We start from the raw sequence: 15769 nt of genomic DNA on the forward strand, positions 1-15769 counted from the left end.
GGCCTTAGGCGGCCGCGCGCAGGCCGGACGCGGCCCTGGCCAGGTCGGTGATCAGGTCCCAGTCGCCGGCCTTCATGGCGTCGGCCGGGGTCAGCCAGGATCCGCCCACGCAAGCCACGTTCTTCAGCGCCAGGAACTGCGGCGCGGTCTCGATCGAGATGCCGCCGGTCGGGCAGAAGGTCACGTCCGGCAGCGGGCCGGCGATCGCCTTCAGCATGCCGACGCCGCCCGCCGGCACCGCCGGGAACAGCTTCAGCTGCTTGAAACCGGCTTCGCGCGCCACCATCACTTCGGACGGGGTCATGCAGCCCGGCAGCAGCGGCAGGCCGCTTTTCTTCGCCGCCTCGATCAGGGCCGGGGTCAGGCCCGGCGACACGCCGAACCTTGCTCCGGCATCGCGCGAGGCCGCGAATTCTTCCGGCTGGGTCAGGGTGCCGACGCCGACGATCGCGCCTTCGACCTGGGCCATGGCGCGGATCGCCTCCAGGCCGTGCTTCGTGCGCAGCGTCACTTCGAGCACGCGGATGCCGCCGGCGACCAGGGCCTTGGCGAGAGGGACGGCGTGGTCCGGATCGTCGATCGCGATCACCGGGATCACGACGGCCGATTTCATGATGTCGAGCAGGCTCATTTCAGTGGTCATCTTCGTACTCACTTGGCGTTATTTGGATTTGCGGAACAGGAAATCTTCGTCGGAACCCGGCATGATCTCACCGCTGTCGGTGCCTTCGTGCAGGGGCACGGTAGTGTCGATCGGCGACGGCAGCGGGAAGTGGGCGGCACCCTCTTCCGCCGCGCTGACGTGTTCGCGGAACATGGCGAACAGCTCGCGGCCCATGCCGATATGGCTCTTGCTCAGGTCGGCCGTGGCCATCTTGCGCGATGCCCACACGTCGGCCGGCACCAGCGCATCGAGCGTGCCCGCGGTCGCATCGACGCGGATGATATCGCCGTCGCGCACCAGGCCCAGCGGACCGCCGGCCAGGATTTCCGGCGACACGTGGATCGCCGCCGGCACCTTGCCGGACGCGCCCGACATGCGGCCGTCGGTGACCATCGCCACGTGGTAGCCGGCGTCCTGCAGGTTCGACAGCGCCGGGGTCAGCGCATGCAGTTCCGGCATGCCGTTCGCGCGCGGACCCTGGAAGCGGATCACGGCGACGAAGTCGCGGTTCAGACCGCCAGCTTTGTAGGCATGCATGAAATCTTCCTGCGAATCGAAGGTCAGGGCCGGCGCCTCGACGACGTGGTGTTCCTTCTTGACCGCCGAGACCTTCATCACGGCGCGGCCCAGGTTGCCCTGCACCAGGACCAGGCCGCCGTCGGGGCTGAACGGGTTGGTGTGCTTGCGCAGCACGGCTTCGTCCCCGCTCTGCTCGGGCAGGTCCTTCCACACCACCTGGTCGCCGTCCAGGAACGGCTCCTTGCAGTGGGCGCGCAGGCCGCGGCCGAGGATGGTGTTGACGTCGTCGTGCGCGAGGCCGGCGTCCAGCAGCTCGCGGATCACGAAGGTCGGGCCGCCGGCGGCCTGGAAGTGGTTCACGTCGGCGTCGCCGTTCGGGTAGACGCGGGCCAGCAGCGGCACCACTTTCGACAGCTCGTCGAAATCGTTCCAGTCGACCACGATGCCGGCTGCGCGGGCGATCGCGATCAGGTGCATCGTATGGTTGGTCGAGCCGCCGGTGGCGTGCAGCGCGGCGATCGCGTTGACGATGCTCTTCTCGTCGACGATATGGCCGATCGGCATGTACTCGCCGCCCTGCTGCGAGATCCTGACCGCGCGCCGGGAGGCTTCGCGGGTCAGCGCGTCGCGCAGCGGCGTGCCCGGGGTGATGAAGGCGGCGCCTGGCAGGTGCAGGCCCATCATCTCCATCAGCATCTGGTTGCTGTTGGCGGTGCCGTAGAAGGTGCAGGTACCGGCGCTGTGGTAGGCCTGGGCCTCGCCTTCGAGCAGCTCTTCGCGCGTGGCCAGGCCTTTCGCGTAGCGCTGGCGCACGGCGGCCTTTTCCTTGTTCGAGATACCGGTGGTCATCGGTCCGCCCGGCACGAAGATGCCCGGGATGTGGCCGAAGTGCAGCGCGCCGATCAGCAGGCCCGGCACGATCTTGTCGCAGATGCCCAGGTAGAGGGCGGAATCGAACATATTGTGCGACATCGCGATCGCGGTCGACATGGCGATGGTGTCGCGCGAGAACAGCGACAGCTCCATGCCCGGCTGGCCTTGCGTGACGCCGTCGCACATGGCCGGCACGCCGCCGGCGAACTGCGCCACGGCGCCGACTTCGCGCACCGCGTCCTTGATCACTTTCGGGAAATACTCGAACGGCTGGTGCGCCGACAGCATGTCGTTGTACGACGAAACGATCGCCACCGAGGGCTGCTTCTGCTCGCGCAGCTTGAGCTTGTCGTTGGCAGGGAACGCCGCGAAACCGTGCGCCAGGTTCGTGCAGGCCAGCGTGCCGCGCTGTACGCCTTTCACGCGCGCGGCGTCCAGATGCGCCAGGTAAGCCTGCCGCGACGGCCGGCTACGCTTGATGATGCGTTGGGTCACCTTCTCTACTACGGGATGCACCGCCATGATCGTTCCTTATGAATTGGATTTCTGAAATTTTACTACAAAATGCGATGGGGCGCATGTGGGCGCCCCATTTTATAGCCGAAGCCTCCGGGAATCGAAGCGTTGATCGTGGGCATCTGATGCCCACCCTACCGGCCGGCGCAGGGTGAACACCACGCGCCCACGCTTCCGCATCCATTTTTGTAGTGATTTTACGTACGCTTCCTGTATGATTCGATAATCTGCATAAAATGACATCATACCGTCCACACCGTCCGACCTGTCCACTACCCATGCGCCAACCTCTTCTCACCAGCACCACCAGCTACCAGTCGCTCCGCAACCATGCTTCCCAGGCCAGGGAATGGCAGATGCGCGAGCTGTTCGCACAGGATCCGCAGCGCTTCGAGCGCCTGTCCGCCGAAGCCGCCGGGCTGTTTCTAGACTATTCAAAAAACCGCCTGGACGGGCGCACGCTTGAACTGCTGGCGCAGCTGGCGCGCGAGCGCGGCGTGGAGCGCCTGCGCGATGCCATGTTTGCCGGCGAGAAGATCAACCTGACCGAAAACCGCGCCGTCCTGCACACCGCCCTGCGCGCGCCGCGCAACAAGCCTTTCGAGCTCGACGGCCAGGACGTCACCGCCGACGTGCACGCGGTGCTGGACCACATCAAGACCTTCAGCGACAGCGTCCGCAACGGCTCGTGGAAAGGCCACACCGGCAAGGAAATCACCGACATCGTCAACATCGGCATCGGCGGTTCCGACCTCGGCCCGAAGATGGTCTGCCTGGCGCTGCGCCAGTTCGCCCATCCGCGCCTGACCATGCACTTCGTGTCGAACGTCGACGGCCACGACATGGACGCGGCGTTATCAACCGTGAATCCGGAAACCACCCTGTTCATCATCGCCTCGAAGACCTTCACCACGGCCGAGACCATGATGAACGCGAACACCGCGCGCGCCTGGTTCCTGCAGCACGCGAGTGAAGAAGCGCTGGCCAGGCACTTCGTCGCGGTCTCGACCAACGTCGAGGCGATCAAGACCTTCGGCATCGATCCGGCCAATATGTTCCCGTTCTGGGACTGGGTCGGCGGCCGTTATTCGGTCTGGTCGGCGATCGGCCTGCCGGTCGCGCTGTGCGTCGGCTTCGGCTACTTCAGCGACTTCCTGGCCGGCGCGCATGCGATGGACGAGCACTTCCGCAGCGCCCCGATCGAGCAGAACCTGCCGATGATCCTGGGCCTGGTCGGCTTCTGGAACCGCGAATTCCTGGATTGCCCGTCGGTGTCGATCGCGCCCTACCACCAGGACCTGAACCGCTTCCCGGCCTACCTGCAGCAGCTCGACATGGAAAGCAACGGCAAGCGCGTCACGCGCGCCGGCGACACCATCACCGACTATGCGACCGGTCCGGTGATCTGGGGCGACGTCGGCACCAACGGCCAGCACGCCTATTTCCAGCTGCTGCACCAGGGCACCGACGTCACGCCGATCGACTTCATCGCGGCCCTGCGCCCGGCCCACGAGTTCCACAACCACCACGCGGCCCTGCTGGCCAACTGCTTCGCGCAGTCGGAAGCCTTCATGAAGGGCAAGACGGCCGATGAGGTGCGCGCCGACCTGGCTGGCCAGCCGGCGGACGAGATCGAACGCCTGGTACCGCACAAGACCTTCCCGGGCAACCGCCCCAGCAACACGATCCTGATGGAGTACCTGACCCCGGCCACGCTGGGCGCCCTGATCGCGCTGTACGAGCACAAGGTCTTCGTGCAGGGCGCGCTGTGGGACGTCAACAGCTACGACCAGTGGGGCGTCGAGCTGGGCAAGGTGCTGGCCAAGAAGATCGAAGCGGAACTCAATGGCGAAGCGCAGCCGGCCAGCCACGACAGCTCGACCAACGGGCTGATCGCGCGCGCCAAGGCCGCGGTCTGATCGGGAGGGATTGCTGATCATGAAAACCGAACAATTCCTGGTCGTGCACGACGAAGCGATGAAGACCGGCGAGTGCCCGGTCTGGCATGCGGTCGAATCGGCGCTGTACTGGGTCGACATTCCCGGCTTCACCGTGCACCGGCTGCACCCGGCCAGCGGCAAGTATTCGTCGTGGAAGATGGCGAGCGAGCCGTCGGCGCTGGCGGTGGACGTGGACAACAACCTGGTCGTCGCCACCCGCAACGGCTTCGTCTACCTGAACACCAGCAGCGGCGACCTCGAGTCCATCGCGCCGGCGCCCTACGATCCGAAGATCATGCGCTTCAACGACGGCCGTGTCGACCCGGCCGGGCGCTTCTGGGTCGGCACCCTGTACGAGCCGCGCGACCAGCCGAAGGCCGAGATGTACGTGCTGGACCAGGGCGACCTGCGCCTGGCCTGGAGCGGCGGCATGACCAATTCGAACGGCCTGGCCTGGTCGCCGGACGCGAAGACCATGTTCCACGCCGACACCACCAGCCACCGCATCGACGTCTACGACTACGACCTGGCCACCGGCACCCAGACCAACCGCCGCAACCTGGTCACCTTCGAGGCCGACAAGACCACCGGCACCTATGGCGGCCGCCCGGACGGCGCCGCCATCGACAGCGAAGGCAATTACTGGATCGCCATGTACGAAGGCGGCCGCATCCTGAAGCTGTCGCCGACCGGCGAACTGCTGCAGCAGATCGACCTGCCGCTGAAGTGCCCGACCGCGGTCTGCTTCGGCGGGCCGGACCTGCGCACCCTGTACGTCACCAGCGCCTGCGGCGGACGCCCGGCGGAGGAGCTGGCGCAGTATCCGCACAGCGGGAAGGTGCTGGCGTTCCGGGTCGATGTGGCCGGGCTCGAGATGCCGGAATACCGCGGCTGAGCACAAGCCAAGGTGGGCACCCCGTGCCCACCTCTGCGCCAGCTCCGGAACGGATATGGCACGATATTTCCTCGGACCGCCCGCTGACGTAGTAAATTTTCTTGCGCGATCAATAATCGTGTAGTAAATTTACAATCAGCTTATCTCCCCTCTTACGATCAGATACTCCATGGCTCTTTCCGATTTCGATCTCGTTTTCTTCGGCGGCAGCGGCGACCTTGCGATGCGCAAACTGTTGCCCGCGATGTATGCCCGCGACGTCGCCAACGACCTGCCCGCGAGCGCGCGCATCATCTGCGTGGGCCGTGAAGACATGTCGCAGGAAGACTTCCTGCGCATGATCGAGACGAACTCGAAGCCGCACATCAAGGAAGGCGTGGACGAATCGGCCTGGAAGAAATTTCTGGATCGCATTACCTGGGTTGCCGTGGATGCCGTCAACCTGAAGAGCTACGCCGGCCTGGCCGATGCCCTGCGCAAGGATGAATCGCTGACCCGCGTCTACTACCTGGCCACGCCGCCCTCGCTGTTCGCCCGGATCTGCGACAACCTGGCCGCCGCCGGCCTGGCCACCGCCAACTCGCGCGTGGTGCTGGAAAAGCCGCTGGGCCGCGACCTGGAATCGGCCAAGCAGATCAACCTGGACGTCGGCAAGGTCTTCGCCGAATCGCAGATCTACCGGATCGACCACTACCTGGGCAAGGAGACCGTGCAGAACCTGCTGGCCCTGCGCTTCGGTAACATCCTGTTCGAGCCGCTGTGGCGCCGCGAATGGATCTCGGACGTGCAGATCACCATCGCCGAGAAGATCGGCGTCGGCAACCGCCTCGGCTACTACGACACCTCGGGCGCGCTGCGCGACATGCTGCAGAACCACCTGCTGCAACTGCTGTGCATCGTCGCCATGGAACCGCCGACCTCGATCTCGCCGGACGCCGTGCGCGACGCCAAGCTGCAGGTGCTGCGCTCGCTGAAACGCTTCACCCCGACCACGCTGTCGCAGAACATCGTGCGCGGCCAGTACCGCTCCGGCTACGTCGACGGCCAGCCGGTGCCGGGCTACCGCGACGAGCCGGAAGCGCCCAGGCAGTCGAAGACCGAGACCTTCGTCGCCATGAAGGCCGAGATCGACACCTGGCGCTGGGCCGGCGTGCCGTTCTACCTGCGCACCGGCAAGCGCATGGCCGACCGCCTGGCCGAGATCGTCGTGCGCTTCAAGCCGATCCCGCACTCGATCTTCAACCAGCCGACCTCGAGCTTCCAGCCGAACAGCCTGGTGATCCGCCTGCAGCCGGACGAAGGCCTGTCGCTGAACCTGATGGCCAAGACCCCGGGCGATTCGATGCGCCTGAAGCAGGCCGAGCTCGAACTCGACTTCCGCGAGCAGTTCAAGGCGCCGCGCATGGAAGCCTACGAGCGGCTGCTGCTGGACGTCCTGCGCGGCCAGCTGACCCTGTTCATGCGCGGCGACGAGCTGGAAGCAGCCTGGGAATGGGTCGAGCCCATCCTCGACTACTGGGAGCAGGACGACACCTCGCCGGTGCCCTATTCCTCGGGCACCTGGGGCCCGGCGGCGGCCAGCGCCCTGATCGGCCGCGACGGCCTGCAGTGGCGCGAAGAAGCGCTGCCGGAAGACTGACGGAATCCAGGAGCCCACTTTGCTGCTCGATTCGATCCGCACCCAGCTCGACTCGCTGTCGAAATCCGAGCGCAAGGTGGCGCTCGCCGTGCTGGCCTCGCCCAGCGCCACGGTCAGCCAGAACATCACCGCGCTGGCGCGCGCCGCAGGGGTGTCGGAGCCGACCGTGGTGCGCTTTTGCCGCACCCTCGGCTACGACGGCTGGCACGAGTTCAAGCTCAGGCTGGCCCAGGGCCTGGCGCTGGCCCTGCCCGGCGCCAGCGAACAGCCGGCCCAGGACGACCTGGCCGCCGACCTGGTCAACAAGATCTGCAGCCGCTCCATCAACACCCTGCTCGACCTGCGCAACAACCTGAAGCCCGAACTGATCCAGAAGGCGCTGGACATCCTGTCGCGCGCCAACAAGATCGAGTTCTACGGCCAGGGCACCTCCGGCTTCGTCGCCGCCGACGCCCAGCACAAATTCTTCCGCTCGGGCGTGCCGACCATCGCCTACACCGATCCGGCCATCCACTCGATCGCCGCGGCCCTGCTGCGCGAGGGCGACGTGGTGGTGGCGATCTCGCAGCGCGGCAACAACCCCTCGCTGGTGCGCTCGGCCAAGCTGGCGCGCCGCGGCGGCGCCGAAGTGATCGTGCTGGCGCCGTCCGGCACCCCGCTGGCGGACATGGCCAGCCTCCTGATCCCGATCGACCTCGTGTTCGCGATCGACCCCTACACGCCGATCTCGGCGCGCCTGGCCTACCTGGTCGTGATCGACGTGCTGGCGGTCGGCCTGGCGCTGCAGCGCGGACCGGAGTTCCGCAAGAAGATGCAGAACGCGCAGAAGGCCTTGCAGGAGTTCGACATGCAGTTCGATTCCTTCATCGGTTAGTGCCGGCGTCGTGATTACCGTCTGGGGCAACGCCGATTCGATCAACGTCCAGAAAGTCCTCTGGACCTGCGAAGAGCTGGCGCTCGACTACCGCCGTATCGACGCCGGACGCCATTTCGGGGTCGTCGGCACGCCCGCGTTCCGCGCGCTGAATCCGAACGGCCTGGTCCCCACCATCGACGACGACGGCTACGTGGTCTGGGAATCCAATACCATCGTCCGCTACCTTGCGGGCCGCTATGCAAATGACGGCCTGTTGCCGCTCGAACCGCGGGCGCGCGCCGACGCCGAGCGCTGGATGGACTGGACCAACTCGACCTTGTGGCCGTCCCTGTTGCCCCTGTTTCGCGCCTATATGCGCACACCCGCGGACGAGCGCGACCCGGCGCGGATCGAGGAGCAGCGCGTGGCCGCCCGCGGCACCATGCGCATCCTCGACAGCCACCTCGAGGGACGGGACTACGTCGGCGGCGCCGCGTTCACGGTGGGTGACATCGCCGCGGGCTGCGCGGCCTGGAGATGGTTCGCCCTGCCGATCGAGCGCGAGACATTGCCCCACCTTCGGCGATGGTTCGAGCGTCTTGCCGAACGTCCGGCATTCCGCAAAGTGGTGATGACGCCACTGACTACCTGAGCTGGCGGTAAAATAAGCTTCGTTCTCCTTTCATCGGCTGAGCTTAGTTGAAACACACACTATTTCTTTTCGACCTGGACGACACCCTGCTCGACTTCAAGGCGTCCGAACGACTTTCCTTCGTCCGCACCATGCAGGCGCTCGGCCTGGGCGACGGCCTCGACGGCCTGTTCCCGCAGTACCAGGCCATCAACGTGGCGCTGTGGAAGGAGTTCGAGGCCGGCAGCGTCTCGAAGGACTTCCTGAAAGTCGAACGCTTCCGCCGCACCTTCGCGCAGAACCGGCTCGAGATCGATCCGGAAGCCGCCAGCCACCTCTATCTGGAATCGCTGTCCGACACCGTGGTCCTGATCGACGGCGCCAGGCAGGTCTGCGAAGCCCTGTGCGCGATCGGCGAAGTCGGCATCATCACCAATGGCGTCGAACACATCCAGACCCGCCGCATCGCCAGCTCGGGGCTGAAAGACCATATCTCCTTCGTCTCGACCTCGGAGGCCTGCGGCTACGCCAAGCCGGACAGCCGCTTCTTCGACTACGCGGCGAAGATGGCGCGCTCGTTTGCAAAGCACGAGACCGTCATCGTCGGCGACCGGCTGGACGCGGACATCCTCGGCGCCAACCGCTTCGGCATCGACAGCTGCTGGTTCAACCCCGGCCGGCTGGCGAACGCATCCGAGGCAGTGCCCACCTGCGAGGTGGACTGCCTGCACGAGATCGTGCCAGCACTGAAGAAGCTGGCCGCCGCCTGAGCGCGCTCAGAAGTTGAAGCGCGCCGCCACCGTCCAGACGTCCGGCTTGGCGCCAAAATTCTTCTTCTTGCCGTAGCGCTCGTACTCCCCTGTCAATGCCCATTGCGGATTGATGTTCCACTGCAGGCCGACGCCGGCGTAGATGCCGGTATCGTTGTCGTCGTCGATGCCGATGAAGGGGTTGGTGTCGAGCTTGCGGTGGCTGTAGGCGATGCCCAGCTTGCCGAACACTTCGGCCTGCGGCTGGATCGGCCAGCGGCCCTTACCGGCAAGATAGAGCCCATAGCCTTTGCTGCTGCCGCGTCCCGGCCCGCTGGCCACCGTGTAGCTGAAGTCGGAACTGCGGAAGTCGGTATAGCCGGCTTCGACGCCCCACACCGGATCGAGGTCGGCGCCGCCGAACACTTTCACCGAGGCCTTGTAGCCGTCGTGGTCGATGTTGCTGACGCCGCCGAGCCGGTACTGGTGGTCGGCAAAAGCCGCGCCAATGCCAAGGTAAGCGCGTGGGGCCTGCATGTCCTGGGCCTGGGCGGTGCCGAACGCAGCCATGCCCACCACCAGCGCAAGAGCAATTTTTTTCATGACGACTCCTTTCGTGGATGAGGATGTTCGGCTGGTTAGACGCCCCATCCGCGGCCAGGTTCGGCAAAGAAGTCGGTCGAAGCGGCTTACTGGTTGACTTGCCCCGGGGGCTCGCCCTTGAAGCCACGGAAGTAGCCGCCGAAGGTGAAGGTGCACTCGACGGCGACCGCGGCGCCGTCGCGCATGGCCGGCTTGAACTTCCAGTCCCGCACGGCGATGGCCGAATGGCTGGCGTAGGCCTTGTCCACGCTGTCGACCTTCAGCACCTTGACGGCGCCGCTGGGTTCGATACGAAACTCGACCGTCGCCTCCGCATTCCGTGCCACGTAGGCGTTTTCGATCGGCATGGCCGGGTGATTGCCACGTACAAAATAGGGTTGCACGTCGACGTTCGGCGCCTCGCAGACCTGTGTGCCGGCCGGATAGTTCTGGTCGCCGGAGTAGGGGCGGCCGAAGGGATCGAGCTCGACCCCGGCACAGCCGGCCAGCAACATGGCGCCGGCGGCGGCGCAACAAACGGCAATCCGGTCAGGATACGGCATACGGTTTCATCCAATCGATATCAAACATGAAACTTCAATGATAACTGAAGCGTTTCTGCGCCGGGCGCCGCGCTACCGTAAAATAGGTCCTTTCGATAAAGTCTTTTCTTCGGCACCATCATGCACATCAATCCCGAACGCAGCACCCGTCCCGACTACGACCTGCTGGTACGCCAGGTTGCCAGCATCCTCGAAGGCGAACGCGACCTTACCGCGAATGCATCGCAGTTCTCGGCCCTGGTCTACGACACCCTCGCCGACCTGAACTGGGCCGGCTTCTACCTGGCGGTGCCGAGCAAGAGCGGCGATGGCCAGGACCTGCTGGTCGGCCCCTTCCAGGGCAAGCCGGCCTGCGCCCGCATCCCCTTCGGCCGCGGGGTCTGCGGCACCACCGCCGTCAAGCGCGAAACCATCGTGGTGCCGGACGTGCACGCCTTCCCGGGCCACATCGCCTGCGACTCGGCCTCGAACTCGGAAATCGTGATTCCGGTGATTAAGAACGGCAAGCTGGTCGGCGTGTTCGACATCGACAGCCCCTCGCTCAACCGTTTCTCGGACGAAGACAAGGCCGGCCTGGAAGCCATGGTGGCGGCTTTCCTGGACGCCACCGACTGCTGAGCCCCCGTGCCGCCGCGGCCATGCTGACCGGACTGAACCACCTTACCCTGGCCGTCGGCGACCTCGAACGCAGCTTCGCCTTCGGTATCGCCCAGGACGATTTCGCGGCCTTCCGTACGCGCCTGCTCGCGTCCGGCGCCGTGGAATGGCGCCGCAACCGCAGCGAAGGCGACTCCTTCTATTTCCTGGATCCGGACGGGCACCGGCTCGAAGCCCACGTCGGCAGCCTGTCCAGCCGCCTGGCCAGGTGTCGCGAGACGCCGTACGCCGGGATGCGTTTTTTCGATGAAAACGCCGACAGCCGGTACAATCACGGAATTCGACTTCATACACCCATACGCATCATGAACCAACTCGAACAGCTCAAGCAGTACACCACCGTCGTGGCCGACACCGGCGACTTCCAGTCGATCAAGGCCTACGCACCGCAGGACGCGACCACCAACCCGTCGCTGATCCTGAAGGCCGTCCAGAAGCCGGAATACCGTCCGCTGCTGGAAAAGGCCGTCCTTGAGGCCAACGGCGCCTCGGTCGAAGAGATCGTCGACCGCCTCCTGATCGCCTTCGGCGTCGAGATCCTGAAGTTCGTGCCGGGCCGCGTCTCGACCGAGATCGACGCCGCGCTGTCGTTCGACACCGAAGCGACCGTCGCCAAGGGCCGCGAACTGATCGCCCTGTACGAAGCCGCCGGCATCAAGCGCGAGCGCGTGCTGATCAAGATCGCTTCGACCTGGGAAGGCATTCGCGCCGCCGAGATCCTGGAAAAGGACGGCATCCGCTGCAACCTCACCCTGCTGTTCTCGCTGTGCCAGGCCGTGGCCTGCGCCGAAGCGGGCGTGCAGCTGATCTCGCCGTTCGTCGGCCGCATCTACGACTGGTACAAGAAATCGACCGGCACCGACTACCAGGGCGCGGACGATCCGGGCGTGCAGTCGGTCAAGCGCATCTACCAGTACTACCGCAAGTTCGGCTACAAGACCGAAGTGATGGGCGCGAGCTTCCGCAACACCTCGCAGATCCTGGAACTGGCCGGCTGCGACCTGCTGACCATCTCGCCGGACCTGCTGCAGAAGCTGGCCGACGCCGATGGCGCCGTCGAGCGCAAGCTGGTGGCGGACGCCAACGCCGACATCGAAAAGATCGCGATCGACGAAAAGACCTTCCGCTTCATGCTGAATGAAGACGCGATGGCGACCGAGAAGCTGGCCGAAGGCATCCGTGCGTTCTGCGCGGATTCGGTCAAGCTGAAGAAGATGATCGAAGAGCTGCGCTGATCGATTTGTGACGCGCACTCACAAATAGAGCTACCGTCGTTTTTTAGTTTCAACGTCGTCCCCGCGCAGGCGGGGACCCAAGTTTGTATGCGCTAACGTAACGCACGCAGAACTTGGCGGGGACGACAAGTAGAGGCAGGAACGACGATATACACGGCGGCCTTGGTGCCGCCGTTTTCATTTCTCCATCTCCCCAACCAGCGTCCGCACCAGTTCCGCCGCCGGCATCTCGCGCGCCAGCGGCGCGCCCTGCCCCGCCCAGTGCGCCGCGAATTCATGGTTGCCCGCCTTCGCCGCCGCGGCGTGCAGCTGCTTGGCCGCGTCATACGCCACCGGATAGGGCGCCGGACGCGGCGCTCCTGCCGCTTCGCCATGCGCGATCAGCCGGTTGACGAGGCCGCGCGCCGGGCGTCCGGACAGCGTCGCGGTCAGGCGCGTGGACGCCGCCCGCTCGCTCTTCATGTTATCGCGGTAGGCGTTGCTGGCCGACGATTCCGGGCACAGGATGAAGGCGGTGCCCAGCTGCGCCGCCGCCGCGCCGAGGTCCAGCGCCGCCCGGATGCCCGCGCCGTCCATGATGCCGCCGGCGGCCACGATCGGCAGGCCGGTCTTCCTGACCAGCAGGCGCACCAGCACCGAGGTGCTCAGGCGCTCGTCGCTGTCTTCCGGATCGAACATGCCGCGATGGCCGCCGGCCTCGATGCCTTGCGCGACGATCGCGTTGACGCCGGCCCGTTCGATCGCCAGCGCTTCGCGCAGGCTGGTCGCGGTCGCCATCGTGAACACGCCGGCCTGGTGGAAGGCGGCCAGGCGCTCGCTGGACGGCAGGCCGAAATGGAAGCTGACGACCGCCGGACGCAGCTCGAGCAGCATGCGGAACATCTCTTCGTCCTCGTTGAAGGACTTGTAGATCTCGTCGAGCGATGACGGCACCGGAATGTCCGCCTCGGCGAACAGCGGCGCGAGGTGGCCGAGCCAGGCCGCTTCGCGGGCGGGGTCGCGCCGGGCCGGCACATGGCAGAACACGTTCGCGTTGTAGGGCCGCCCGGTCAGGGCGCGCATCTCTTCGAGCATCTGGCGGGCCTGCGCCGCGTTGCTGGCGCCCAGCCCCAGCGAGCCGAGGGCGCCCGCCTCGGACACCGCCGCGGCCAGGCGCGGCGTCGACACGCCGGCCATCGGCGCCTGGATGATCGGATAGCGGACGGCAAGCCGTGCAAGGAACTGCCCGGATGGATTCATGGAGTCTCCTTTCGGTAACGATACAGATAGAAGGCGCTCGCCAGCAGGCCCAGCGCCGACAGCCCCAGGGCCAGGTGCAGGGCGGTGGCCTCATTGGCCGTGAAACGGGCGATGCCGGCGCTGGCCAGCGGCCCCGCGAGCTGGCCGAGCGCGAAGCCGGCCGTCATGCGTCCCAGCACGCGCGTGGCCTGCCCTTCGGCGCGCGCTCGCGCTTCCTGCATGCCGGTCATGGTGATGACCATGAAGGTGCCGCCCACCAGCAGCGCCGCCAGGGTCACGCTCGCCAGCGAGGTCCAGACCGCCGGCAGCAGGACGCCGATGGCCATGACCACGTGCGCAGCCGCCCATACCGCCAGGCGATTGGCTCCGGCCAGGCGCCACGAGACGATCACGGTGGACAGCGCCGCGGCGGCGCCGAACACCGGCCAGGCCAGGCCGAACACGCTGGGGTCGTCGACCAGCTGGCGCGCCAGTGCCGGCAGGTAGGTGGCGGGCAGGATGTAGCCGAAGCCGAACAGGGTGTAGCAGACGACCAGGCCGAAGGTGGCCCGCGGCGCGGCAGGGGTGGCCGGCGGCGCGGCGGCAGGCGCGCCCGCGGCGAATGCCGGCGCAGGCATGCTGCGGCTCAGCACCAGCGGCGGAACGATCGCCAGCGCGCCCAGCGCCGCCAGGCCGATCCACATCTGCGGCGACGGCAGCGCGGTCCCCAGCAGCAGGCAGAACAGGCCGGCCGCGGCGATGCCGATCCCGACCCCGGAAAACTGCACGCCGGCCAGGTCCGGACGGCCGATCGCGGCCAGCCAGCCGAGGCCCCAGGCGCTGGTTGCGACCAGCACCCAGGCGCTCATCACGCCCGCCAGGAAGCGCAGCACGGACCACCAGGACAGCGACGCGGTCCAGCCGACCGCGGCGGTGATGAGCACCGTGCCGAGCAGGCCGAAGGCCAGCAGGGGCGCCGGCTTGACGCGCATGCGGCTGGAGGCCAGCGCACCGGCCAGGTAGCCGAGGTAGTTGGCGGAGGCGAGCATGGCGCCGGCGTGGCTGTCGAGCAGCCCGTCCCGCACCATCAGCGGAAACAGCGGCGTGAAGGCGAAGCGCCCGATGCCCATGGCGACCGCCAGCGCGGCCACGGCGGCCACGCACACCGCCACCGCGATACGGCCGGGCCTGGCGCCGGCTGAAAGAATTGTGCTATCCATGCCTCTATTAGAACGCAGCCGGGCCGCGCTGACCAATGAATAAAAATGGACTATCATTCTCGCCATGAGAACGATCGACCTCGAAGCCCTGCTCATCTTCCGCACCGTCGTCAGCGAGGGCGGCGTGAACCGGGCCGCGGAAAAGCTGCACCGGGTGCCGTCCAACGTGACCACCCGTGTCCGCCAGCTGGAAGAATACCTCGGCGTGCGCCTGTTCCGCCGCGATGGCCGCACGCTCAGCCTGACCGCCGAAGGCAAGACGCTGCTGAACTATGCCACGCGCCTGCTGCGCCTGGCCGAAGAGGCGGTCGACGAATTGCGCACCGGTAAACCGCAGGGCGTGTTCCGGCTCGGATCGCTGGAAAGCACGGCCGGCAGCCGACTGGCCCCCATCCTCTCGCGCTACCACGCCGCGCATCCGGGCGTGGTGGTGGAACTCGTCACCGGCACCACCAGCGCCCTGCTCCACCGCGTGCGCAACAGCGAGATCGAGGCGGCCTTCGTGTCCGAGCCCTTCACGGCGCCCGAACTGGAATCGCTGCCGGTGTTCCGCGAGGAGCTGGTCCTGATCACGCCGCGCACCACCGGACCGATCCGCAGCGCGAAAGACCTCGGCCAGCTCACGATGATCGCCTTCGCCCAGGGCTGCTCCTACCGCCGGCGCCTGGACGACTGGCTGGGCAGCGAAAACGTGATGACGGAACGCGTGCTGGAGTTCGGCTCCTACCAGGGGATGATCGCCTGCGTCGCGGCCGGCACCGGCTTTGCCGTGGTGCCGAAGAGCGTGCTGGGCGCGCTGCAGGCGGCCGACAAGATCAGGGAGCACAGGCTGCCGGAGCGGATCGCGGCGAATTGCACGCACCTCGTCTGGCGGGGCGAGGCTTCGCTGGCGTTGGAGGGCTTGATCGGGATGCTTGCCCCCGTCGTCCCCGCGGAGGCGCACTGCTGTCCGGGATAATTAAGGAAGAGCAGCTACTGAAGAGAAGTAAGTAGCTGATGAGGTTGCGGGTAA

Annotated in this window: 15 protein-coding genes and 1 pseudogene; 10 read left to right on the forward strand and 6 right to left on the reverse strand. The window is 66.4% G+C overall.

Features of this window, described 5'->3' with window-relative positions; all coding sequences use genetic code 11:
- Positions 1-4: 4 nt before the first annotated feature.
- Together eda and edd are read right to left on the reverse strand one after the other, a co-directional pair.
- A complete protein-coding gene (eda, locus tag AC3A6M_RS22190) occupies positions 5-631 on the reverse strand; it encodes a bifunctional 4-hydroxy-2-oxoglutarate aldolase/2-dehydro-3-deoxy-phosphogluconate aldolase (protein ID WP_487854899.1) in 627 nt (208 codons plus the stop codon).
- Between the two features lie 30 nt (positions 632-661).
- Complete coding sequence (gene edd / locus AC3A6M_RS22195) at positions 662-2578, reverse strand: phosphogluconate dehydratase (protein ID WP_487854886.1); 1917 nt, start codon at positions 2576-2578, stop codon at positions 662-664.
- A 272-nt stretch (positions 2579-2850) separates the two neighbouring features.
- On the opposite strand from edd, the gene pgi reads away from it, so the two are divergent.
- The 6 genes from pgi to AC3A6M_RS22225 all read left to right on the forward strand — a co-directional run bounded on the left by pgi (position 2851) and on the right by AC3A6M_RS22225 (position 9303).
- Positions 2851-4491 (forward strand): glucose-6-phosphate isomerase, encoded by a 1641-nt coding sequence (gene pgi / locus AC3A6M_RS22200; protein ID WP_487854887.1) that lies wholly within the window; start codon positions 2851-2853, stop codon positions 4489-4491.
- A 19-nt stretch (positions 4492-4510) separates the two neighbouring features.
- On the forward strand, positions 4511-5407 hold the full coding sequence (locus tag AC3A6M_RS22205; RefSeq protein WP_487854888.1) for an SMP-30/gluconolactonase/LRE family protein: 897 nt from the start codon (positions 4511-4513) through the stop codon (positions 5405-5407).
- Between the two features lie 169 nt (positions 5408-5576).
- Positions 5577-7046, forward strand: coding sequence for a glucose-6-phosphate dehydrogenase (gene zwf / locus AC3A6M_RS22210; RefSeq protein ID WP_487854889.1), 1470 nt, complete (start codon positions 5577-5579; stop codon positions 7044-7046).
- Between the two features lie 19 nt (positions 7047-7065).
- The gene (locus AC3A6M_RS22215; RefSeq protein ID WP_487854890.1) at positions 7066-7920 is read left to right on the forward strand and encodes an SIS domain-containing protein; all 855 of its coding nucleotides are present in this window, start codon (positions 7066-7068) and stop codon (positions 7918-7920) included.
- Positions 7921-7930: 10 nt separating this feature from the next.
- Positions 7931-8554: a glutathione S-transferase family protein gene (locus tag AC3A6M_RS22220; RefSeq protein ID WP_487854891.1), complete on the forward strand. Its 624-nt coding sequence runs from the start codon at positions 7931-7933 to the stop codon at positions 8552-8554.
- A 47-nt stretch (positions 8555-8601) separates the two neighbouring features.
- Positions 8602-9303, forward strand: a complete 702-nt coding sequence (locus AC3A6M_RS22225; RefSeq protein WP_487854892.1) for a YjjG family noncanonical pyrimidine nucleotidase — start codon at positions 8602-8604, stop codon at positions 9301-9303.
- Between the two features lie 6 nt (positions 9304-9309).
- On the opposite strand, the gene AC3A6M_RS22230 is transcribed toward AC3A6M_RS22225, so the two are convergent.
- The gene (locus AC3A6M_RS22230) at positions 9310-9885 is read right to left on the reverse strand and encodes a porin family protein (RefSeq protein WP_487854893.1); all 576 of its coding nucleotides are present in this window, start codon (positions 9883-9885) and stop codon (positions 9310-9312) included.
- Positions 9886-9971: 86 nt separating this feature from the next.
- The gene (locus tag AC3A6M_RS22235; protein WP_487854894.1) at positions 9972-10427 is read right to left on the reverse strand and encodes an energy transducer TonB; all 456 of its coding nucleotides are present in this window, start codon (positions 10425-10427) and stop codon (positions 9972-9974) included.
- 120 nt (positions 10428-10547) lie between these two features.
- Between AC3A6M_RS22235 and AC3A6M_RS22240 the strand changes: the two genes are divergently transcribed.
- The 3 genes and pseudogenes from AC3A6M_RS22240 (at position 10548) to tal (ending at position 12319) form a co-directional block, all read left to right on the forward strand.
- On the forward strand, positions 10548-11045 hold the full coding sequence (locus tag AC3A6M_RS22240) for a GAF domain-containing protein (RefSeq protein WP_487854895.1): 498 nt from the start codon (positions 10548-10550) through the stop codon (positions 11043-11045).
- A gap of 20 nt (positions 11046-11065) precedes the next feature.
- Positions 11066-11332: pseudogene (locus AC3A6M_RS22245) on the forward strand (VOC family protein); the annotation flags it as partial.
- Positions 11333-11389: 57 nt separating this feature from the next.
- Positions 11390-12319, forward strand: a complete 930-nt coding sequence (tal, locus tag AC3A6M_RS22250; protein ID WP_487854900.1) for a transaldolase — start codon at positions 11390-11392, stop codon at positions 12317-12319.
- A 177-nt stretch (positions 12320-12496) separates the two neighbouring features.
- Here the strand turns inward: tal and AC3A6M_RS22255 are convergent, their stop codons facing one another.
- Together AC3A6M_RS22255 and AC3A6M_RS22260 are read right to left on the reverse strand one after the other, a co-directional pair.
- The gene (locus AC3A6M_RS22255; protein WP_487854896.1) at positions 12497-13558 is read right to left on the reverse strand and encodes an NAD(P)H-dependent flavin oxidoreductase; all 1062 of its coding nucleotides are present in this window, start codon (positions 13556-13558) and stop codon (positions 12497-12499) included.
- Positions 13555-14757, reverse strand: a complete 1203-nt coding sequence (locus AC3A6M_RS22260; RefSeq protein WP_487854897.1) for a YbfB/YjiJ family MFS transporter — start codon at positions 14755-14757, stop codon at positions 13555-13557. The genes AC3A6M_RS22255 and AC3A6M_RS22260 overlap by 4 nt, the downstream gene beginning before the upstream one ends.
- A gap of 64 nt (positions 14758-14821) precedes the next feature.
- On the opposite strand from AC3A6M_RS22260, the gene AC3A6M_RS22265 reads away from it, so the two are divergent.
- Positions 14822-15715, forward strand: a complete 894-nt coding sequence (locus AC3A6M_RS22265; RefSeq protein ID WP_487854898.1) for a LysR family transcriptional regulator — start codon at positions 14822-14824, stop codon at positions 15713-15715.
- Positions 15716-15769 lie beyond the last annotated feature (54 nt).

This window comes from Telluria sp. Soil_C_11, from assembly GCF_057657395.1.